Source organism: Kitasatospora sp. NPDC004745 (assembly GCF_042873275.1).
In the GTDB taxonomy this organism is placed as follows: domain Bacteria; phylum Actinomycetota; class Actinomycetes; order Streptomycetales; family Streptomycetaceae; genus Kitasatospora.
Genome location: NZ_JBIALK010000006.1, coordinates 137,341 through 157,990 on the forward strand (window position 1 = coordinate 137,341; position 20,650 = coordinate 157,990).

General features: G+C 72.5%; 16 protein-coding genes, 1 tRNA gene and 1 pseudogene. 8 read left to right on the forward strand and 10 right to left on the reverse strand.

Annotated features, from left to right (window positions below):
• Positions 1–60: 60 nt before the first annotated feature.
• A complete protein-coding gene (locus ACFYUY_RS13690) occupies positions 61–1,086 on the reverse strand; it encodes a LysR family transcriptional regulator (RefSeq protein WP_360205833.1) in 1,026 nt (341 codons plus the stop codon).
• 70 nt (positions 1,087–1,156) lie between these two features.
• Between ACFYUY_RS13690 and ACFYUY_RS13695 the strand changes: the two genes are divergently transcribed.
• On the forward strand, positions 1,157–2,302 hold the full coding sequence (locus tag ACFYUY_RS13695; protein ID WP_360205830.1) for a TDT family transporter: 1,146 nt from the start codon (positions 1,157–1,159) through the stop codon (positions 2,300–2,302).
• 657 nt (positions 2,303–2,959) lie between these two features.
• Complete coding sequence (locus tag ACFYUY_RS13700) at positions 2,960–3,949, forward strand: LuxR C-terminal-related transcriptional regulator (protein WP_387900578.1); 990 nt, start codon at positions 2,960–2,962, stop codon at positions 3,947–3,949.
• Positions 3,950–4,053: 104 nt separating this feature from the next.
• On the opposite strand, the gene ACFYUY_RS13705 is transcribed toward ACFYUY_RS13700, so the two are convergent.
• The 6 genes from ACFYUY_RS13705 to dnaK form a co-directional block, all read right to left on the reverse strand.
• Positions 4,054–4,671, reverse strand: coding sequence for a hypothetical protein (locus tag ACFYUY_RS13705; protein WP_360205824.1), 618 nt, complete (start codon positions 4,669–4,671; stop codon positions 4,054–4,056).
• A 586-nt stretch (positions 4,672–5,257) separates the two neighbouring features.
• The gene (locus ACFYUY_RS13710; protein ID WP_360205821.1) at positions 5,258–6,286 is read right to left on the reverse strand and encodes a helix-turn-helix domain-containing protein; all 1,029 of its coding nucleotides are present in this window, start codon (positions 6,284–6,286) and stop codon (positions 5,258–5,260) included.
• 204 nt (positions 6,287–6,490) lie between these two features.
• Complete coding sequence (locus ACFYUY_RS13715) at positions 6,491–7,006, reverse strand: heat shock protein transcriptional repressor HspR (protein ID WP_360205818.1); 516 nt, start codon at positions 7,004–7,006, stop codon at positions 6,491–6,493.
• A gap of 7 nt (positions 7,007–7,013) precedes the next feature.
• Positions 7,014–8,168 carry a molecular chaperone DnaJ gene (gene dnaJ, locus ACFYUY_RS13720; protein ID WP_360205815.1) on the reverse strand — a complete coding sequence of 385 codons (1,155 nt, stop codon included), beginning with the start codon at positions 8,166–8,168 and terminating at the stop codon, positions 7,014–7,016.
• A gap of 230 nt (positions 8,169–8,398) precedes the next feature.
• A complete protein-coding gene (gene grpE / locus ACFYUY_RS13725; protein WP_360205812.1) occupies positions 8,399–9,025 on the reverse strand; it encodes a nucleotide exchange factor GrpE in 627 nt (208 codons plus the stop codon).
• Positions 9,022–10,866, reverse strand: coding sequence for a molecular chaperone DnaK (dnaK, locus tag ACFYUY_RS13730; RefSeq protein ID WP_360205809.1), 1,845 nt, complete (start codon positions 10,864–10,866; stop codon positions 9,022–9,024). The genes grpE and dnaK overlap by 4 nt, the downstream gene beginning before the upstream one ends.
• Before the next feature lie 301 nt (positions 10,867–11,167).
• On the opposite strand from dnaK, the gene ACFYUY_RS13735 reads away from it, so the two are divergent.
• The 4 genes and pseudogenes from ACFYUY_RS13735 (at position 11,168) to ACFYUY_RS13750 (ending at position 17,089) form a co-directional block, all read left to right on the forward strand.
• Complete coding sequence (locus tag ACFYUY_RS13735) at positions 11,168–13,390, forward strand: (Fe-S)-binding protein (RefSeq protein WP_387900580.1); 2,223 nt, start codon at positions 11,168–11,170, stop codon at positions 13,388–13,390.
• Between the two features lie 308 nt (positions 13,391–13,698).
• Positions 13,699–14,772, forward strand: a pseudogene (locus ACFYUY_RS13740) (sugar phosphate nucleotidyltransferase); the annotation flags it as partial.
• A gap of 225 nt (positions 14,773–14,997) precedes the next feature.
• Positions 14,998–16,029: a Yip1 family protein gene (locus tag ACFYUY_RS13745; RefSeq protein WP_360205804.1), complete on the forward strand. Its 1,032-nt coding sequence runs from the start codon at positions 14,998–15,000 to the stop codon at positions 16,027–16,029.
• A gap of 169 nt (positions 16,030–16,198) precedes the next feature.
• On the forward strand, positions 16,199–17,089 hold the full coding sequence (locus tag ACFYUY_RS13750) for a metal-dependent hydrolase (RefSeq protein ID WP_360205801.1): 891 nt from the start codon (positions 16,199–16,201) through the stop codon (positions 17,087–17,089).
• A gap of 98 nt (positions 17,090–17,187) precedes the next feature.
• Here the strand turns inward: ACFYUY_RS13750 and dcd are convergent, their stop codons facing one another.
• Positions 17,188–17,763: a dCTP deaminase gene (gene dcd / locus ACFYUY_RS13755; RefSeq protein ID WP_360205798.1), complete on the reverse strand. Its 576-nt coding sequence runs from the start codon at positions 17,761–17,763 to the stop codon at positions 17,188–17,190.
• Between the two features lie 72 nt (positions 17,764–17,835).
• Positions 17,836–18,057 (reverse strand): hypothetical protein, encoded by a 222-nt coding sequence (locus ACFYUY_RS13760; protein WP_360205795.1) that lies wholly within the window; start codon positions 18,055–18,057, stop codon positions 17,836–17,838.
• A 278-nt stretch (positions 18,058–18,335) separates the two neighbouring features.
• Between ACFYUY_RS13760 and ACFYUY_RS13765 the strand changes: the two genes are divergently transcribed.
• Positions 18,336–18,409 (forward strand) — tRNA-Gly (locus ACFYUY_RS13765).
• Positions 18,410–18,517: 108 nt separating this feature from the next.
• Here the strand turns inward: ACFYUY_RS13765 and ACFYUY_RS13770 are convergent.
• Complete coding sequence (locus tag ACFYUY_RS13770) at positions 18,518–19,300, reverse strand: alpha/beta hydrolase (RefSeq protein ID WP_360205792.1); 783 nt, start codon at positions 19,298–19,300, stop codon at positions 18,518–18,520.
• Between the two features lie 374 nt (positions 19,301–19,674).
• Between ACFYUY_RS13770 and ACFYUY_RS13775 the strand changes: the two genes are divergently transcribed.
• Positions 19,675–20,157: a hypothetical protein gene (locus tag ACFYUY_RS13775; protein WP_387900583.1), complete on the forward strand. Its 483-nt coding sequence runs from the start codon at positions 19,675–19,677 to the stop codon at positions 20,155–20,157.
• The last annotated feature ends 493 nt before the right edge of the window (positions 20,158–20,650 follow it).

Genomic DNA, 20,650 nt, shown 5'->3' on the forward strand with positions numbered 1-20,650 from the left:
CTCCCGTGTCGTCCTTCAGGTCTGCTGACTACAGCATGCACTAAGTTGAGTCTATTCCGCTCAACTTTCCGGGGTCTCGGTGACCGGGGTCCCGGCACCCGGGGCCCGCGCAGTCCGGCTCCCCGCCGCCCGCCCGCCGGCGGCCCCCCGCCCGGCGCCCGCCGGCCCCCGGGCCGCCGGCGCCGCCCGGCGGGTCAGCACCAGCAGCTCCCGGGCCGGCCCACCCGGACGCTGTCCGGCGGGCCACACCGCGCGCAGCGGCCGCCGCAGGTCCAGCCCGTCCTCCAGCGGCACCTCCACCAGCCGCCGGCTCGCCAGCTCCTCCGTCACGGCCAGCTCGCTCAGGCAGACCGGCCCGGCGCCGGTCATCGCCGCCGCCTTCAGCGCGGTGGACGAGGCCAGCTCCAGCCGGGGCCGGGTCGCGCCCCCGAACGGCGCCAGCGCCATCTCCAGCACCTCCCGGGTGCCCGAGCCGGGCTCGCGCAGCACCAGCGGAGTGGCCGCCAGCTCGGCTCCGGTCAGCGGCGTGCGGCGGCGCGCCCACGGGTGCCCGGGCGCCACCACGACCACCAGCCGGTCGGCCGCCACCACCGCGCCGGCCAGCCCGGGCGGCGGGGACGGGCCCTCCACGAAGCCCAGGTCGGCGTCCCCGGCCAGGACGTGCCCGGCGACCTCGGCCGAGTTCGCCGTCCGCAGCGTCACCGCCGTCCCGGGGCTGGCCTCGGAGAGCGCCAGCAGCCAGCCCGGCATCAGGTACTCGGCGACGGTCAGACTGGCCACCACCGTGAGCTTGGCGTCCCGGCGCTCGCGCAGGGCGTCGATCCCGGCGTCCAGGGCCTTCGCCGCCTCCACCACGTGCCGGGCCCACTCGACGACCAGCCGGCCCGCCCCGGTGGGCCGGCTGCCGCGCGGCGAGCGTTCCAGCAGCGGGACGCCGATCTGCCGCTCCATGCCCTTGATCCGGGCGCTCGCGGTCGGCTGGCTGACGCCCAGCTCGGCGGCCGCCTGTCCGACGCTGCCCAGCCGGTCCACCGCGAGCAGCAGTTCCAGGGCGCCGAGTTCGGGGACGCGGGGGGAGAGGGCCATAGGTTCAGGCTATGCCCTCATAGGATCCGCGGCGCTACCGGCGGCCGGGCCCGGCGGGCACGGTGGAACCATGTCCACCCTGGCCGATGTCCGCCCGTTCCCCCGCTCCCCACGGCTCTCCCGCCCCGGCCGCCCGGCCGGTGCCGGCCGGCTCCCCCGGTTCGACCTCGCCCAGCTCGGCCCGAACTGGTACGCCGTGGTGATGGGCACCGCGATCCTGGGCAACGGCGCGGCCGTCCTCCCCGTCCGGCTGCCCGGACTGGTCGGGTTCGGTGAGGTGATGTGGGCGCTCGGACTCGCCGTCCTGCTGGTGCTGCTCGCGGCCCGGCTGGTCCACCTGACCCGGCACCGCGAGGCCGCCCGCACCCAGCTGCTGGACACCCCCGCCACCGCCGTCTTCTACGGCTGCCCGCCGATGGCCCTGCTCTCGGTCGGCCTCGGCACCCTGCTGCTCGGTTCCCGGGTGATCGGCACCGGCCCGGCGGTCGCCCTCGACGCCGTGCTGTGGGGCGCCGGCACCCTGTACGCGCTGGCCGTCGCCGCCGGCATCCCGTACCTGATGATCACCCGGCACCCGGTCTCCGCGCTGGAGGCCAATCCGACCTGGCTGCTGCCGGTGGTCGCCCCGCTGGTCGCCTCCGCCACCGGCCCGGCGCTCGTCCCGCACCTGCCGGCCGGCGGCCCCCAGCAGACCATGCTGTACGCCTGCTGGGCCCTGTTCGGGGTCGGTCTGCTGGCCACCCTGGTGCTGCTGCCGGTGGTGTTCACCGGGCTGTTCCACAGCAAGCTGCCGGCCCTGGCGCTCACCCCCTCGCTGTTCCTGGTGCTCGGCCCGCTCGGCCAGTCCGTCACCGCCGTCCACCAACTCGCCGACGCCGCACGCCCGGTGCTGCCCTCGCTGGCCCCCGCCATGCTCCCCTTCGCCGAGCTGTACGGCGTCGCGGTGATCGGCGTCGCGATGCTCTGGCTGCTCGTCGCGCTGACCGCCAACCTGCGCGCCCGCCGGGCCGGCATGCCCTTCGCGATGACCTGGTGGGCCTTCACCTTCCCGGTCGGCACCTGCGTCACCGGCGCCTCCGCCCTCGCCCGGCACACCGGGTTCGGCGGCTTCACCGCCCTGGCCACCGGCCTCTTCGTGCTGCTGGCCGGCGCCTGGGTGCTGGCCGCCGCCGGTACGGCCGCCGGGCTCGCCCGCGGACGGCTGCTGGCGCGCTGACCGCCAACCTGCGCGCCCGCCGGGCCGGTCGTGCACCCGCCGGCGCTGCAGGAACCCGCAGACCGGACCGCCCCGCAGGGGCCGGCCGGGCCTACCGGCGGGCGGCCGCCGCGCACCCCCGCCGGCCTCGCCCTCCACCGGAACCCGACCCACCGCCCGGTCCCGCCGGGCCCGGGCAGCCGTGCAGGTAGCTGCAATTGCGCGAACCTGCACTCGGGCGGCACTTGTCCACCGGCCGTCACACTGTGAGGGTGGAGCCACGCCAGGTCGTCCGGGCACCGCAGCCCGTCGGTGGCGACCGGCTCTTCGGAACTGCCCCGGGTGCAACGTCCCGCACCCGTGGAACGGGGGAAGAGCACCGGCCGGGGCCATGTGTGGTGATGGCACCCCGGACCGGATCCGTCGAGGCGTTGCTGCTCCGCCTCGACGGAGGCGTCCAGGCACTGGCGTGCCGACGGCGGCCCCCGGGCGCCACGGAGTGCGACGGCACCCGGCCCGGGGCCCGCCGTCCGACCGGCTCCGTGACCGCCGGCCCGGTGATCCCGCCGCGGCGGCGCCCGGTACCGTGATCACGCCCGGCGCACCGGCGGCGAGAACCGCGCCGCCCGCAGCGGGGGGCGGCCACCAGGGAGAAGCGTCCGGCAGGGAGTGTGCGACGTGACGGCGGAACCGGCGGTCGCGCCGCACCACGGACAGCCCGCGGGCGAGGAGCCCGACGAGGCCGCCCGGCAGCTGTACCTGGCGGTCCTCGCCGAGGGCGGCCGGATCCCCTACTCCGGGGTCCGGGAGGCCGACCGGGAGCCGCTCCGACAGCTCATCGCCATCGGCCTGCTGCTGGCCAACCCGATGGACCACTGCTACACCGCCGTCAGCCCGCGTTCCGTCAGCGACCGCCTCGGCGCCGAACTCCGCAGCGAGGCCACCCGGCTGCTGGTGCGCGCCGAGAGCCTCCCGGGCTCCCTCGACGGCCTGACCCGCGCCTACGACGCGATGCCCCGCCCCTCCGGCCCGGCCGGCGGCGCCGTCCACGTCGAGGGCCACGTCCACATCCGGCAGCGGATCTCCCAACTGGTCTCCGACTGCCGGTCCGAGGTGCTCACCGCCCAGCCCGGCCACCGGCCCGCCGAGACCCTGCAGATCGCCCTGCGCCAGGACGTCCAGCTCCTGCAGCGCGGCTGCTCCCTGCGCACCGTCTACCAGCCCGTCGCCCTCGCCGACCGGCCCGCCCGCGCCTACGCCGAGGAGGTCACCCGGCACGGCTCCCGGATCCGGGTCCTGGACGAACCGTTCCAGCGGCTGATCGTCTTCGACCGCACCGTCGCGGTGATCTCCGCCAGCGACGACCACAGCACCGCGGCCTTCATCACCGACCCGGCCGCCATCACCTTCCTGGTCGGCGCCTTCGAACGGGACTGGGCCCGGGCGGACCCGGCCGGGTTCGCCGCCGGCGGCGGGCCCGCGCGCAGCGTCCCGGACCGCGTCGGCCGGCTCCTCGCCCGGGGGCTCACCCAGCGCGCCGTCGCCACCCGCCTGGGCCTGAGCGAGCGCACCGTCGCCGCCCACATCTCCCGCCTGCGCGACCGCCACGGCGCCCAGACCCTCTTCCAGCTGGGCTGGCTGATGCGGGGCGCCCGCGACGACCGGTGAGCCCTCCCCGGCCGGGCGCGGCCGCGCGGGGGGCTCACACGGCGGGCGACCGGGGCCAGGGGGTGACCGGTCGTCGGGACGAGCCCGGCCGGGCCCGGTGGGGCTCAGCCGGTGGCCGCGCCGGTGGGCCAGTAGCCGGTGACGGGGGGCTGCTGCCGGGGGACGTTGAACTGCTCGCCGGGGGCGGTCCAGAAGCCCTCGCGCAGGGACAGCGCCATGCCGGCCCAGTCCAGGGCGGTCTCCACGGTGTGGTTGAGCGCCTCCTGCGACCAGGTGTCGTCGAAGACCAGCGGCAGGACGGGGGCGACCTGCTCGATGGTGGCGATCAGCGGGTTGTGGGTGATCGCCTCGTCGACGAGGAGGACGATCGGCTTCCGCAGCGCCGAGGCCCATCCGAGTTCCAGGCTCACTCCGGCCGACAGCGGCGCGCCGACGTAGGCGAACACCAGGTCCGCGGACTGCAGCGCGCGGAAGTCGGACGGCACCCGGGGCTCGGGGGCCCGGCCGGCGACGGTCCAGGCGTCGCTGTGGTGCGCGCTGTAGACGGCGGCACCGCTGCGCAGCAGCGTGGTGCGCAGGGTCGTCAGCCGCGTCCGGCTGGCGAGCGTCACCACGCTGTCCGCGGGCCCGGTCAGCCGCATCAGCGGCGCGGCCAGGAACACTCGTGCACGCCGGCCTTCGGTGGCCTGGCTGTCGTGCTGACGCAGGTAGGGCTCGGTCATGTCGACTCCGGGGGAAGGCGTTGGCACTCGGCTGCTCGCCGCCGACGCTTGGTGTGGAGATTGGGACAGGGGGAAATCGTGCGGGTTTATCACTATTTCGATGCCTGTCATACGCGGCGTTCGGGAGGGAGGATCCCGCTGCTGCGGCGTGAGGACGCCAGTTGATCGTCCATCGGGCACGGGGTGCCAGTCCACTGATGCACGGTGTCATCCCTCTGCATGGCAGAGAGATGACACCCTCTTCGGGCTGGGCGCGACCGTGACAGCCAGATACGGCATGTGGCACGATCTGAGCGTTTGATTGTCTGTCGCCTGTTCATTCGACTGACAGGCCACTGAAGAGGATTGGGGTGTGCGCGTGTCTCGTCTGCGTAGGGCTGCCAAGGCGGCCGTGATGGCGATATCTGCGGGCGTCCTTACCGTGCTTGGCTTCGGACTGCTTGCCACCGGCCATGATGCCGATGGATCTGCCCATGTCAATCGCGCGGGGTTCGGGGTCGATGTTAGTACGACTTCGAATCAGGCAATGGGCACGGCTTTGGACGGCGAACACCAGTGGACATGACAGAATGAGGCTGACGAATCGTTATGCGCTGCCGGAAGCGGCGGGGAGGCATGGCGATTCGTCGGTCTCTTGTGACGAACGGGCCAGCGCCCAACCGAGTTGGAACAGCGATTCGACGTTGTAGTCCTCCCGCATCTCGGCCAGATGGCGGGCGAGGGTCCGTTCGCTGATGCCGAGCCGGCGGGCGATGACCCGGTGGTTGGTGCCCTCGAGCAGCAGGTCGATGATGGTCTGGCGCATCCGTGACACCACCTGTTGCGGCACGGTGCGTCCGCCGGTGAAGTCGAGACCGCGGTTCCAGTTGCGTTCGAACACCTCGTGCACGAGGAAGTGGATGACGGCGGGGTCGTGGATGAAGGCGGCCAGGTTGAGGTCCTCGGCGACCGGGATGGCGGCCAGCTGCCGGTCCACGATGATCAGCCTGGTGTACGGCTCGTCGAGGGTGCGGAACCGGCCGCCGGCCTCGGTGATCTTCGCGACGTAGTCCCGGGTGGGCGCGTGGTACCGCGTGCTCGGGTGGTAGATCGTGCGGACGGCGATCCCGCGCTTGAGATCGGCCAGGTCGTCGTCGAGCACCCGGGACAGGACGTCCGGCGGGCGCGGACCTCCCGGCTGGGCCGCGAGGATCTCCTCTTTCGCCGTGGTCACGGCGTGGTTGATCCGCTGGCTGATCAGCGCCTTGCCGCGGACGTACTCAATTGTTCCGCCGGAGGACTCCGGGCGGTGAAACGCGTCCGCGAGGCTCTGGAGGTCGCTCGGGACGGCTATCGCGCGCGACAGCAGTGCCAGTGCCTGACGCTGCCAGACCGCGCTCAGACCGGTGGCGAGCTGTTGCGGGTCGACCGCGACCAGAATCTGCGGATCATCCAGGTCGGGAGTCAGGAGACCGATGTCCAACAGCTCGCTGAGGTGGCTGTAGTCGTGCTCCGCGATTTCATTGCGGGCCGTCCGACCGCGCGTCCGGATAATCGCGAGGTAGAGATCATGCGCTCCGGCGGACAGGGTGCCCGTCGCACTGACCCCCGGAATGGCGTCGTTCCTCCCGTTCATTCACGGCTCCTTCTCGACGACCGAACCTGCCCTATGGCTGCACCCGAGCCCCATCGGTGATCCTAGATCCCGGAGTGGGATCTGGAAGTGGGCATTGTTCCACCATTGCGGAGTAGCGCTTCGATTGGCACCCTCTCACCACGACCAAACCGCCGGCACCCCCCAGGCGGAGGGAACCGGCGGCTGTCGGTGTTTCGGGCCCGGTCAGCGCTTGGGGCGCCAGACCACCAGGGCGCTGGAGTGCGGGGTGGGGGGCTGGTACGGGACGAGGTCGCGCCGGTAGGAGGCGTGCACGGCGGCCTCGCGCTGCTGGAGCGCGGTCGCGGCGCCCTCGAGGGAGTCGACCAGTTCGCTGATCCGCGACTGCAGGGCGGTGACCTGGTTCTCCAGCTCGATGATCCGCTTGATGCCGGCCAGGTTGATGCCCTCGTCCTGGGAGAGCCGCTGGACCTCGCGCAGCTGCTGGATGTCGCGGGCCGAGTAGCGGCGGCCGCGGCCCGCGGTGCGGTCGGGGCAGACCAGGCCGAGGCGGTCGTACTGGCGGAGGGTCTGCGGGTGCAGGCCGGAGAGCTCGGCGGCGACGGAGATGACGTACACCGGGGTGTCCTCGGTGAGCACGTACTGCGGCGGGGCCGCGGCGCGCCGGGGGCGGCGGTTGTCGCCGGGGAGGCCCTCGCCGATGCCGGGGCCGATCGGGCTGTCGGGGATCATCGGGGACATCTGGTCGTCACGCTCCCTTCGCCGCCCGGAACAGGGCGGCTCGCGGGTCGTCGGAGGCGGTGGCCTCGCGGTACTGCTCCAGGGCGTTCAGCGCGTCGCCGGTGACGTGCTGCGGCACCACGACCTCGACGGTGACGAGGAGGTCGCCGCGGGTGCCGTCCTTGCGGGTGGCGCCCTTGCCGCGGGCGCGCATGGTGAGGCCGTTGGCGCTGCCCGGGGGCAGCTTGAGCTTCACGGCGGGGCCGTTGAGGGTGGGCACCTCGATGGTGCCGCCGAGGGCGGCCTCGGGGAAGGTCACGGGGACGGTGACGGTGAGGTTGTCCCCCTTGCGGCCGAAGACCGCGTGCGGGTCGACGTGCACGGTGACGTAGAGGTCGCCGGGCTGGCCGCCGCGCTCGCCCTGCGCGCCCTTGCCCTTGAGCCGGATCCGCTGGGCGTCCTGGACGCCGGCGGGGATGCGGACCTGCATGGTGTGGGCCGAGCTGGCCCGTCCGCTGCCGTGGCAGTCGTTGCACGGGTCGTCGACGATCATGCCGCGGCCGCGGCAGTCCTTGCACGGCTCGGAGAGCGCGAACGCGCCCTGGCCGCGGCTGACGGTGCCGGCGCCGACGCAGGTCGGGCAGACCCGCGGGGTGGTGCCGGTCCGGGCGCCGGTGCCGTTGCAGGAGCGGCAGGGGGCCTGGCTGGTCATCCGGAGGGGGACGGTCGCGCCGTCGACGGCCTCCTCGAAGGCCAGGGTGACCTCGGTCTCGACGTCGGCGCCGCGCCGCGGCTGGGCCTGCCGGCCGCCGCGGTTGAACAGGCCGCCGAAGACGTCGCCGAGCCCGCCGGTGTTGGCGCTCTGGCTGCCGCTGAAGAGGTCGCCGAAGTCGAAGCTGTAGTTGCCGGCGCCCGCGCCGGGGCCGCCGGCCCGGAAGCCGCCGTTGGCGAAGAGGCTGCGCGCCTCGTCGTACTCCTTGCGGCGCTTCTCGTCGGAGAGGACGTCGTAGGCCTCGGAGATGTCCTTGAAGCGGTCCTCGGCCTTGCTGTCGCCCTTGTTGGCGTCCGGGTGGAACTCGCGGGCGAGCTTGCGGTAGGTCTTCTTGATCTCGGCGGCGGTGGCGTCCTTGGGCACGCCGAGGACCTTGTAGTAGTCCTTCTCCACGTAGTCCTTGCCGCTCATGCGTCCACCTCGCTCCGCCCGGCAGCCGCTGCGCGCCACGCGCACCTCTGAACGGTCCGCCCGCTGCGCTCGCTCACGGCTCCCGCCACCTCCCGATGTCCATCGTCGCTGTGCTGTCGACGGGCCGTCCGCCGGCCGCCGTCGACAGCGCGCTGCGGAGCCGGCCGCCGTCATGGCCGGCGTACGACTCCGCAGCGCACTGGTTGTCAGCTGTCACAGGTTGTCAGCTGTCAGCTGTCCGAGCCACCGTCGGACGCGTCCTCGTCACCGGACTTGGCGTCGCCGTCCGGACCGGCCGTCGTCTGGGTGCCCGGCTGGGGCTCCGCGACGGCGACCATGGCGGGGCGGATGATCCGCTCGCCGATCCGGTAGCCGGGTTGGAGGATCTGCACGCAGGTGTCCTCGGTGACGTCCGAGGAGTAGCTGTGCATCAGGGCCTCGTGCATGGTCGGGTCGAAGGGCTCGCCCTCCTTGCCGAACTGCTGCAGGCCCAGCTTGGCGACGACCGTCTCCAGGGACTCGGCGACGGACTTGAAGCCGCCGGTGACCTCGCCGTGCTCGCGGGCGCGGCCGATGTCGTCCAGGACCGGGATCAGGGACTCCAGGATGTTGGAGACCGCGATCTCGCGGACCGTCAGCCGGTCGCGCTCGACCCGCTTGCGGTAGTTCTGGTACTCGGCCTGCAGGCGCTGCAGGTCGGCGGTGCGCTCGCCGGCCTCGCGCTTCGCGGCGGCCAGGTCGTCGGCACCGTCGGCGTCGGAGGAACCGCCCGCGGCGGCCTCCTCGGCCGCCTTGATCACGGCCTCCTCGGCGGCGGAGTCGTCGCCGGGCTTGCCGCCCTGCGGCTTGTCCGTCATGCCGACGCACCGCCCTTGGGCTTCTCGTCGTCCACGATCTCGGCGTCGACGACGTCGTCCTCGGCCTTGGCCTGGGCGGAGTCGCCGGCCGGGGCCGCACCGGCGGCGTCGGCGTTGGCGTACAGCGCCTGGCCGAGCTTCTGCGCGGTGGTGGACACCTTCTCGGAGGCCTCGCGGATCTTCGCGATGTCCTCGCCCTTCAGGGCCTCCTTGAGCTCGCCGACGGCGGTCTCGACCTCGGTCTTGACGTCGGCCGGGAGCTTGTCGGCGTTGTCGGCGATGAACTTCTCGGTCGAGTAGACGAGCTGCTCGGCGGAGTTGCGGGTCTCGACGGACTCGCGGCGCTTGTGGTCCTCCTCCGCGTACTGCTCGGCCTCGCGCATCATGCGCTCGATGTCGTCCTTCGGCAGCGCGGAGCCGCCGGTGACGGTCATCTTCTGCTCCTTGCCGGTGCCGAGGTCCTTGGCACCGACGTGCATGATGCCGTTGGCGTCGATGTCGAAGGTGACCTCGATCTGCGGCAGGCCGCGCGGCGCCGGCGGGAGGCCGGTCAGCTCGAACATGCCGAGCTTCTTGTTGTACGCGGCGATCTCGCGCTCGCCCTGGTAGACCTGGATCTGCACGGACGGCTGGTTGTCCTCGGCCGTGGTGAAGATCTCGGAGCGCTTGGTCGGGATCGTGGTGTTGCGCTCGATCAGCTTGGTCATGATGCCGCCCTTGGTCTCGATGCCGAGGGACAGCGGGGTGACGTCGAGCAGCAGGACGTCCTTGACCTCGCCCTTGAGGACACCGGCCTGGAGCGAGGCGCCGATGGCGACGACCTCGTCCGGGTTGACGCCCTTGTTGGCCTCCTTGCCGCCGGTCAGCTCGCGGACGAGCTCGGCGACGGCGGGCATGCGGGTCGAGCCGCCGACCAGGACCACGTGGTCGATCTCGGAGAGCGCGATGCCGGCGTCCTTGATCACGTTGTGGAACGGGATCTTGCAGCGCTCCAGCAGGTCGGAGCTGAGCTGCTGGAACTGGGCGCGGGTGAGCTTCTCGTCCAGGTGCAGCGGGCCCTCGGCCGAGGCCGTGATGTAGGGCAGGTTGATCGAGGTCTCGGAGGACGAGGACAGCTCGATCTTGGCCTTCTCGGCGGCCTCGCGCAGACGCTGCAGGGCCATCTTGTCCTTGGACAGGTCGACGCCGTGGCCGGCCTGGAAGACCTTGACCAGGTGGTCGACGACCTTCTGGTCCCAGTCGTCGCCGCCGAGGTGGTTGTCACCGTTGGTGGCCTTCACCTCGACGACCCCGTCGCCGATCTCCAGCAGGGAGACGTCGAAGGTGCCGCCGCCGAGGTCGAAGACCAGGATGGTCTGGTCGTCCTTGTCGAGGCCGTAGGCCAGGGCGGCCGCGGTCGGCTCGTTGACGATGCGCAGGACGTTGAGGCCCGCGATCTCACCGGCCTCCTTGGTGGCCTGGCGCTCGGAGTCCGAGAAGTACGCCGGGACGGTGATGACGGCGTCGGTGACGGTCTCGCCCAGGTAGGCCTCCGCGTCCCGCTTCAGCTTCTGCAGGATGAAGGCGCTGATCTGCTGGGGGTTGAAGTCCTTGCCGTCCAGGTTGATCTTCCACCCGGTGCCCATGTGGCGCTTGACCGAGCGGATGGTGCGGTCCACGTTGGTGACCGCCTGGCGCTTGGCCACCTCGCCGACCAGGACCTCGCCGTTCTTCGCGAAGGCCACGACGGACGGAGTGGTCCGCGCGCCCTCGGCGTTCGTGATGACGGTGGGCTCGCCACCCTCCAGAACGCTGACGACCGAGTTCGTCGTACCGAGGTCGATGCCGACCGCGCGTGCCATCGTAGATACCTCCACGGAAGAGTTGAGCTTTACGGGCTCAAGGATGCATGACCCGACGGGTCGCGTCAACAGGTGTGAGTCCGGGTGGCTCAACTTTGCTGAGCCCTGTCCTGCGGTGCGGCCGGCGGGCGGATGTGGCGGGCGTGGGGTTACGTGACTGCCGCCATAGCTTGAGAACCTTCTGGAGGACTGTGGGTGGGCGGTATTGTCCGGGCCGTCGGCCCGGCAAGTTACCGACGAGTACACTTACTTCAGAACCACAGAGACTGCTCAACAGCAAGCCGCAGGAGACGGAGAGCCGATGCAGCTAGCAGCGATCGTCATCTCGCTGGTCACGTTCGTGATCGGCACCGCGCTCGCCGCCCGTGCGGCGTTGTACATCTTCAAGGTGGTGCGGACCGGTCAGGCGGACTCCACCCGCTTCGGGCAGCCCGCCCAGCGGGCGAAGACCGTCGCCGTCGAGTTCGTCGGCCACACCAGGATGAACCGCTGGGGGATCGTCGGCATCGCCCACTGGTTCGTGGCGGTCGGCTTCTTCAGCCTCGTCCTCACCGTGGTCAACGCCTTCGGCCAGCTCTTCGACGCCGAGTTCGCGCTCCCGATCATCGGCCACTGGCTGCCGTGGGAGATCTTCGTCGAGCTGGTCGGCACCCTGACCACCCTGGGCATCGCCACCCTGATCGTGATCCGGCTGCTCAGCCTGCCCTCCCGGGCCGGCCGCAAGTCGCGCTTCGCCGGCTCCATCGCCTGGCAGGCCTTCTACGTCGAGTACACGATCCTCGGCATCGGCATCTGCATCCTGATGCTGCGCGGCCTGGAGGGCGCCCTGGCCGGCGTCGACTCCTACGACCCCGCGTACCTGGTCTCGTACCCGATCGCCGCCGCCTTCGACGGCGTCGCCCACGGCACGCTGGCCAACCTGGTCTACCTCTTCGCGATGCTGAAGATCTGCATCTCCTTCGCGTGGGCGACCACCATCGGCCTCAACCCCTCGATGGGCGTGGCCTGGCACCGCTTCCTCGCCTTCTTCAACATCTACTTCAAGCGCGAGGAGGACGGCGGCACCGCGCTCGGCGCCCTGCGCCTGATGACCAGCGGCGGCCAGCCGATCGACTTCGAGGACCCGGCCGACGACGCCGTCTTCGGCGTCTCCCAGGTCGAGCACTTCTCCTGGAAGGGCATCCTCGACTTCTCGACCTGCACCGAGTGCGGCCGCTGCCAGTCGCAGTGCCCCGCCTGGAACACCGGCAAGCCGCTCTCGCCCAAGCTGCTGATCATGAGCCTGCGCGAGCACGCCTTCGGCAAGGCCCCCTACCTGCTCGCCGGCGGCGGCAAGGACATGGAGGGCGAGGAGAAGGCCACCCCCGAGCAGCTCGCCGACGTCCCCGCGGCGGCCCTGGCCGAGGCCGAGCGCCCGCTGATCGGCACCGCCGAGGAGAACGGCGTCATCGACCCGGACGTCCTCTGGTCCTGCACCACCTGCGGCGCCTGCGTCGAGCAGTGCCCGGTGGACATCGAGCACATCGACCACATCGTCGACATGCGCCGCTACCAGGTGATGATCGAGTCCTCGTTCCCGACCGAGGCCGGGACGATGCTCAAGAACCTGGAGAACAAGGGCAACCCGTGGGGCATGGCCACCAAGGCCCGCCTGGACTGGGTGAAGGAGCTCAAGAAGGAGACCGGCATCGAGGTGCCGGTGATCGGCGAGGACATCGACCCCGCCGAGGTCGAGTACCTCTACTGGGTCGGCTGCGCCGGCGCCCTGGAGGACCGGGCCAAGAAGACCACCAAGGCCTTCGCCGAGCTGCTGCACACCGCGGGCGTGAAGTTCGCCATCCTCGGCAAGGAGGAGTCCTGCACCGGTGACTCCGCCCGCCGCCTGGGCAACGAGTTCCTCTTCCAGATGCTCGGCGCCCAGAACGTCGAGACGCTGAACGCGGCCCTGGAGGACGCCCCGGTCAAGCGGATCGTCGCCACCTGCCCGCACTGCTTCAACACCATCGCCAACGAGTACCCGCAGCTGGGCGGCCACTTCGAGGTCATCCACCACACCCAGCTGCTGCAGCACCTGATCGACGAGGGCAAGCTCGTCCCGGTCAACCCGGTCGAGGGCCTGATCACCTACCACGACCCCTGCTACCTGGGCCGCCACAACAAGGTCTACAGCCCGCCGCGCGAGATCATGGACAAGGTCCCCGGTCTGCGCCAGCAGGAGATGCACCGCCACAAGGAGCGCGGCTTCTGCTGCGGCGCCGGCGGCGCCCGGATGTGGATGGAGGAGCGCATCGGCAAGCGGATCAACACCGAGCGCGTGGACGAGGCGCTGTCGCTCAACCCCGACATCGTCTCCACCGCCTGCCCGTTCTGCCTGGTGATGCTCTCCGACTCGGTCAACGGCAAGAAGAACGAGGGCGCGGCCAAGGAGCACCTGAAGGTGGTCGACGTCGCCCAGCTGCTGCTCGACTCGGTGAAGGCCACCCCGCCGACCGAGGCCGAGGAGCCCGCGACGGTGGACGCGTAGCGTCCTCTGTTCGACAGTTCTGCAACAACTGCCCGGCCCGGGGGGCGTCGCGAGAGCGCCCGCCGGGCCGGGCTTTTGGCGCCGATCGGGGGTGCGCGGCGGAGCGCGCGGAGGGCAGGACTCGTAGGGGAGTGGTGCCAATCGCACGGCCGCCTGACTGCGTCCCCGTTGGAAGGAAATACAGTAGGCGCCAGACCGGCCCCGTGCCGGTCGACCCGTTCCGGACCGCCGGACGGGTCCAGACCACCGACGGAGGTATCGGCCCGCCGGGCCGGGCCGCGGAGAGCACAAGGGGAACAGCGCAGACCATGACCGAGGCGATCATGCTGGTCGGTGGTAAGGGCACGCGACTGCGTCCGCTGACCACCCACACCCCCAAGCCCATGCTGCCGGTGGCGGGCGTCCCCTTCATCGCGCACCAGCTGGCCCGCGCGGCCGCCGCCGGCGTCACCCGCGTCGTGCTGGCCACCTCCTACCTGGCCGAGGTCTTCGAGGACCACTTCCAGGACGGCACGCCGTACGGCATCGAGCTGGTCTACCTGACCGAGCGCGAGCCGCTGGGCACCGGCGGCGCCATCCGCAACGCCGCCTCCGGGCTGACCTGCGGCCCCGACGAGCCCGTCCTGGTCTTCAACGGCGACATCCTCTCCGGCGTCGACATCGCCGCCCTGCGCGACGGCCACGTGGCCGCCGGGGCCGACGTCACCCTGCACCTCACCCGGGTCGAGGACCCGCGCGCCTTCGGCCTGGTGCCGACCGACGCGAACGGGCGGGTCCTGGAGTTCCTGGAGAAGCCGGAGACGCCGGAGCAGATCGTCACCGACCAGATCAACGCCGGCTGCTACGTCTTCACCCGGTCCGTCATCGACCGCATCCCGGCCGGCCGGGAGGTCTCCGTGGAGCGCGAGACCTTCCCGGAGCTGCTGGCCACCGGCGCGCTGCTGCGCGGCGTCGTCGACACCTCCTACTGGCTGGACCTCGGCACCCCGGCCGCGTTCGTCCGCGGCTCCGCCGACCTGGTGCTCGGCAAGGTCGACTCCCCGGCCGTCCCCGGGCCGACCGGCGACGCCCTGCTGCTGCCCGGCGCCACCGTCCACCCGGGCGCGGTGCTCAGCGGCGGCACCGTCGTCTCCGAGGACGCCGTGGTCGAGCCCGGCGCGATCGTCGAGGGCAGCGTGATCCTCCCGGGCGCGGTGATCGGCCCGGACACCCTGGTCAAGGACTCCATCGTGGGCGCCTTCGCCACCGTCGGCGCCCGCTCGGCGCTGGACGGCGCGGTGATCGGCGACGGCGCGATCGTCGAGTCCGACAACGAGCTGCCGAACGGCATCCGGATCGCCTGCGGCACCCTGCTGCCGGTCGGCGCGGTCCGCACCTCGGCCGGCCCGGGCGGCTGCCCGGCCGGCACCGCGGCCGCCGCCGCCGTGCACGGCCCCTCGGTCACCGCCCAGCGGTAGGACCCGGACCGGACCCGGCACCCGCGGCGCGCAGCCCGGGCGCCCGGGTGCGGCCGGCATTCCCGACCCGTTCGTCTCAGACTCGCTGCAAACCGGCCCCGGCTGCGAACCGGGCGTACGCGGACCGGGCCGGACGGGTACCGTCGGACCGTGGCTGGTAATCGATACGACAGCGGTCAGGGCGCCGACCCCCACGGCGGGTGGGCGCCCCCTCCGCCGCCGGCGGGGGCACCCGGGGGGCACGGGGGGACGGACGGGCCGGAGTACTTCACGGCCCCGCACCGGGGGGCGGCCGGGGGAGCCGACGGAACACCGGGGGGCTTCGGCGCGCCCGGTCCGCAGGGCGGCGGGTACGACCCGTACGCCGCCGACCGGCCCGGCAGCACCCGGGCCTTCCCGGCCGGTGACCCGTACCCGCAGGAGCCCCACCAGGGGTACTACGACCAGGGCGGGTACCCCGGGCAACCGGGCCCGCCGCAGCAGGGCTACGGCCAGGGCGACCAGGGCTACGACCAGGGCGGCTACCACCCCGGCGGCTACGGCCAGGAGGGCCACGGCGCCGGGCAGCAGCCCCCGTACAACCAGGACAACGTCACCGTCTACCGGGCCGGCGGCCAGTCCGCCCCGCACGTCTCCGGCCCCCGCCCGCACTGGCGCGAGCTGCTCGTCGGCGTCTTCCGCGCCCCGGGCGCGACCTTCGACCGCACCCGCGACCACCAGGTCTGGCTGCCCGCCCTGACGGTGTCGATGCTCTACGGCGCCCTCGCGGTCCTGGGCATCGGCCTGACCCACGACGACATCGTCAACTCGACCTTCACCGTAGCCCTGACCGGCATCCTCGCCGCCGCGATCGGCTTCACCCTGGCCGGCGCGGTCTTCGGCGCGGTCACCTACGCGCTGGCCCGCCAGCTCGGCGGCGACGGCCCCTGGAAGTCCACCGTCGGTCTGGCCGCCCTGATCGGCTGGCTGACCGACGCCCCCCGGCTGCTGCTCGACCTGGTGCTGCCCTCGGGCAGCGTGGTGGTCCAGGTCGCCGGATGGGCCACCTGGGCGCTCTGCGCGTTCCTGCTGAGCAGCATGGTCCGGCGGGTGCACGACCTCCCCTGGGGCAAGGCGGCGGCCGCCGCGGCGGTGCAGCTGCTCGCGCTGCTGGTGCTGATCAAGCTGCCGACGCTGGGCTGAGCCCGCCCGCCCCGGTGCCGGGCCGCCCGGCGCCGCGGCACCGGTCCGGGGCCGGCCCCGGACCGGGGTGCGCGATCATGCCGCCGCGCCCCGGACGGCACAATGGTGGACGGGCCCCGGGTCGTACCGGGCCCCGTCCACCCCCGTCGTTCACGTACCGGAGCCAGGAATGACCCTCCCCACCACCCACGTCAGCTTCCCGGCCGGGGCGGTGACCGGCGAGTCCCCGGTGCTCGCGGTGCACCCGCTGGCCGACGGCCGGTACGCCGTGGTCACCGCGGCCACCCCGTTCCACCCGCTCGACCACACCTGGCCCGACCAGCCCGCCGACCTCGGCACCCTCGCCGTGGACGGCACCGAGCTGGCCGTCGTCGACTGCCTCACCGGCGCCGTCGGTCCGGACGGCGGCGCGCCGCTGGTCGGTGCCGACATCCCGGTCCGGCGCGGCGACGAGGAGTGGTCCTGGCTGGTCCTGCACGTCCTCGCGACCGACCCGGGCGACCTCGTCGGACGCACCGCGGTGCTCACCGTCGACGCCGGCCGCCGGGCCGCGCTCAGCGCCTCGCACAGCGGCTGCCACCTGCTCGCCCTCGCCCTCAACGAGGCCCTCGCCCCGCGCTGGCGCAAGGACCCGGGCCGCTCCGACGCCCTCGGCCACCCCGACTTCGACAGCCTCGCGATGGCCACCTCGGTGATGGACACGGAGGCCAGCACCGACACCTACCGGCTCGGCAAGTCGCTCAAGAAGAAGGGCTTCACGGCGGACGCCACCGAGGAGCTGCCCGCCCTCGCCGACGCCCTGCCCGCCCTCACCGAGGCCGTCAACGCCCGGCTCGCCACCTGGGTCGCCGCCGACGCCCCGGTCCGCATCGAGGTCCCCGGCCCCGAGCTGACCGCCCGCCGCCAGTGGCACTGCGAGCTGCCCGAGGGCGGCGCGCAGATCTTCTGCGGCGGCACCCACCTGCACCACCTCGGCGAGCTGGCCGAGCTCCGCACCGAGCTGCGGCTCTCCGAGGACGGCACCGAGCTGGTCGCCGTCACCAGGCCGAAGCGGGCCTGACCGCCACCGGGCCCGGCCCGGGAACGCCGCGGGCGGCCGCCCCTCGACTGACGAGGGGCGGCCGCCCGTTGTCGCGCGTGCTGTTCCGGTCGGGCCGGTCAGACCCGGGTGCGGTGGAAGTTCAGGTACGAGCGGGACGGCGTCGGGCCGCGCTGGCCCTGGTAGCGCGAGCCGTAGCGCTCCGAGCCGTACGGGTGCTCCGAGGGCGAGGAGAGCCGGAACAGGCAGAGCTGCCCGATCTTCATGCCCGGGTACAGCTTGATCGGCAGCGTCGCGACGTTGGACAGCTCCAGCGTCACGTGCCCGCTGAAGCCGGGGTCGATGAAGCCGGCCGTGGAGTGCGTCAGCAGGCCCAGCCGGCCCAGGCTCGACTTGCCCTCCAGCCGGGACGCCACGTCCTCGGGCAGCGTGATGACCTCGTAGGTCGAGGCCAGCACGAACTCGCCGGGGTGCAGGATGAACGCCTCGTCGCCCTCGGGCTCGACCAGCCGGGTCAGGTCCGGCTGCTCCTCGGAGGGGTCGATGTGCGGGTAGCGGTGGTTCTCGAACACGCGGAAGAAGCGGTCGAGGCGCACGTCGATGCTCGACGGCTGGATCATCGACGGGTCGAACGGGTCGATGACGACCCGGCCCAGGTCGATTTCGGTCCGGATGTCCTTGTCAGAGAGCAGCACGCTTCGAGGTTACGTGCACGACGGGGCCCCGGACGAATCCGCCCGGGGCCCGTTCCGTCCTCACGCCGACCGTCAGGCCAGGAACTCCGCGGCCTCCAGCCGCAGGGCCTGCGCCAGTTGCGGCGCCGACAGCTCCCGCACGTCGGCCAGCACCGAGCTCCGGAGCCGTCCGCATTGCGGACAGCGGATCAGCCGCCCGGGCCCGAGCCGGCCGGGTCCGAGGTTCTGCATCGGGAACGTGGTGGTGCTGAACAGGTGCCCCTCGGCACAACGAACGACGGCGCGCTGCTCCATCGGTCCCCTTCCCATCCCTAACCCAGTACTCACCCGTACTCATCGCGCCCCGGTGGCCCAAGGCCCCGGGACAGCGTCACATTAGGGGATGTTCCGGACATTCCACACCGTGGCTCGCCGCCCCGACCCCACCCGCCGGAGCACTCCTACGCGGCCCACACAGTACGCCTCCGCGCGCCCCCGGCCGCGCTCCGCCACGTCCCCGGGAGGCCTGTGCGGCGAGGGTCACGGATGGGGTACAGTGATGCTGGATCGAGCGGTCTATGACGGCTCGTCAGGCGGGCGTAGTTTAATGGTAGAACATGAGCTTCCCAAGCTTAGAGCGCGAGTTCGATTCTCGTCGCCCGCTCCATTGAGAAAGCCGCAGGTCAGGTGACCTGCGGCTTTTCTGTTGTCCCGGTGGGGTGTCGGCGGGGTCCCCGTGCGGTGCCGGCGGGATCCCGCCCGGGCGGCGGCGGGGTCAGGGGGTGTCGAGGAAGGCGCGGACGGTCTTGGTGAAGGCCTCGGTCTCCTCGGCGAGGACGATGTGGCCGGTGTCGAACTCGGCGTACTCGCTGGTGGGCAGGGCCGCGTGGAGGCGGCGGGCGTTCCCGACCGGGACGGTGGCGTCCCGGGTGCAGCCGATCACCAGGGCGGGGGCCTCGACGCGGGGCAGCAGCGGGGTGAGGTCCAGGCTGAGGTCCAGGGCGATGTGGCGCAGGGTGCCGGGGGTCGGCCGCATGTAGGCGGTGTTGGCCTCGACGGCCTCGCGGCCGATGCGGTTGAGGAAGCCGCCGCTGAAGGCGGTGAGGGTGGCGTAGCCGCCGAAGGCGTCGGGGTGGTCGGCGAGCGACAGCCAGGTGGCCATGGACAGCCGCATGTACTCGTCCTGTTCGGCGCTGATCCAGCCGGCGGCGGCGACCAGGCGGCGGACCTGGTCGGGGCGCAGGGCGGCCGCCGCGGTGGCGACGACGGCGCCGAGGGAGAAGCCGAAGACGTCGGCGGGGCCGCGGCCGGCGTCGTCGATGACGGCGTTGACCTGGGCGGCGAGGGTCTCCAGGGTGAGCTCGGCGCCGTCGTCCTCGGCGGCCTCGCTGCCGGAGAGGTCGGGCAGCAGCACAGTGTAGCGGTCGGTGAAGGCGTCCAGCAGGCCGTCCCACATGCCCGAGCCGGGGCCGGTGCCGTGCACCAGGACGAGGGTGTCGGGGCCGTCGCCGACGACGCGGTAGGGGATGCGGGCGGTACCGACGGTGATGGTGGGCATGGCTGGGTCCTTTCGGGGAGGTCCTGGTGGGGACCGGCGGGTGGTTCGGCGCTGTCGGCCCGGTCCTGCCGGTCCCTGGCGACAAGAAGTAAACTACACGGTGCAGATCATTGATTCAACTGCACCGTGCAGTGCACTTTGCTTCGCGGTGATGCCGGCGCCCCGGGGCGCGGCGGAGGGTGAGGGAATGGTGAGAGTGGAACTGTCCGTCCACGGTCACCGTCCAAGCAGTGATGGAATCCCAGCCCGGCCCGGAAGCCGGGAGGAGTGCGGAGGGCCCAGTGCAGTCAGGTGGTGCCGAACTGAACGTCGGATTACCGGTCGGGTGTCAGGACCGCGTGCCGGTCACGTCGCCCCTCGGGCCCCCCGCCAGGATGGCGACGATCGATCAACTCGACGCCGCGGAGCGCTGCGAGGCGCTGCTCCAGGACACCCTGGACGCCGTCCGGCCGACGCTGGTCTGGGAGCCGGCCGCGCCGAGGGCCGGAGCGCGGCTGCCGCTCCCGGGGCAGGACCCGGACCTGCACTGGTACGTCACCCGGGGGAGGGACGTCCGCACCGTCGTCTCGGCGGCCCGCCGGGCGGTGCTGGTGGACGTGGTGGAGCGGCACTGGCGCCGGCGCGGCTGGACGATCACCTCGCTGAACGCCGGGCGGGACCGCCCGGGCGTCACCGCCGTCACCTCGGACTGCTACCGACTGGTGCTGCGCTTCGGCGAGTTGGGCGAGGTCGGGCTCACCGCGGGCTCGCCCGGGGTGCTCCGCTCGGAGCGGCTGCCGTCGCCGCCGCAGGCCGCCGGGCGTGCCCCGGTGCCGCTGCCGGACGTCTGCTGCCCGCACTGGAGCGCGATGTTCTGAGCGGGAGCCCGAAGGGAAGGGGGAGGCGCGGAGCGAGTCCCCCCGGACCCGCTCCGCACCGCCTCGTCGCACGGCTTCGGCGCGGCCGCTCCCCCCGACTCCCCGGCAGCCCCGCCGTTTCCCCCCTGGCAGCACCCTCCGGCGAGAGCGCCCTGCACAGGCCCCGGCGAGCCCCCACCCCCGGGGACGTCGTTGATCTCAAGCTAACAAACCGCGTGGTTGGTTTGTCAATACCCGGATCCACGAAACATCCACAAACGTGATGGTCGGTTCGAGTGCGGCCGCAGGGCTCGGACCAGCGGATCGAAGGCCTCGGGAGGGACCGGGCGGCCCCGGGGCGCACGCCGCGGCGGGCGGCACCGTCGATGGACATGGCAGTGGAACCCGACATTCCGTGCATCACGGCAGCACGGAGGGACACCGCGTGAGCGCTGAGCGCAGCCGGTGGCCCGAAGGCTCGACGGACGGGGGCGGGGCAGTGCCGCGGCCCCTC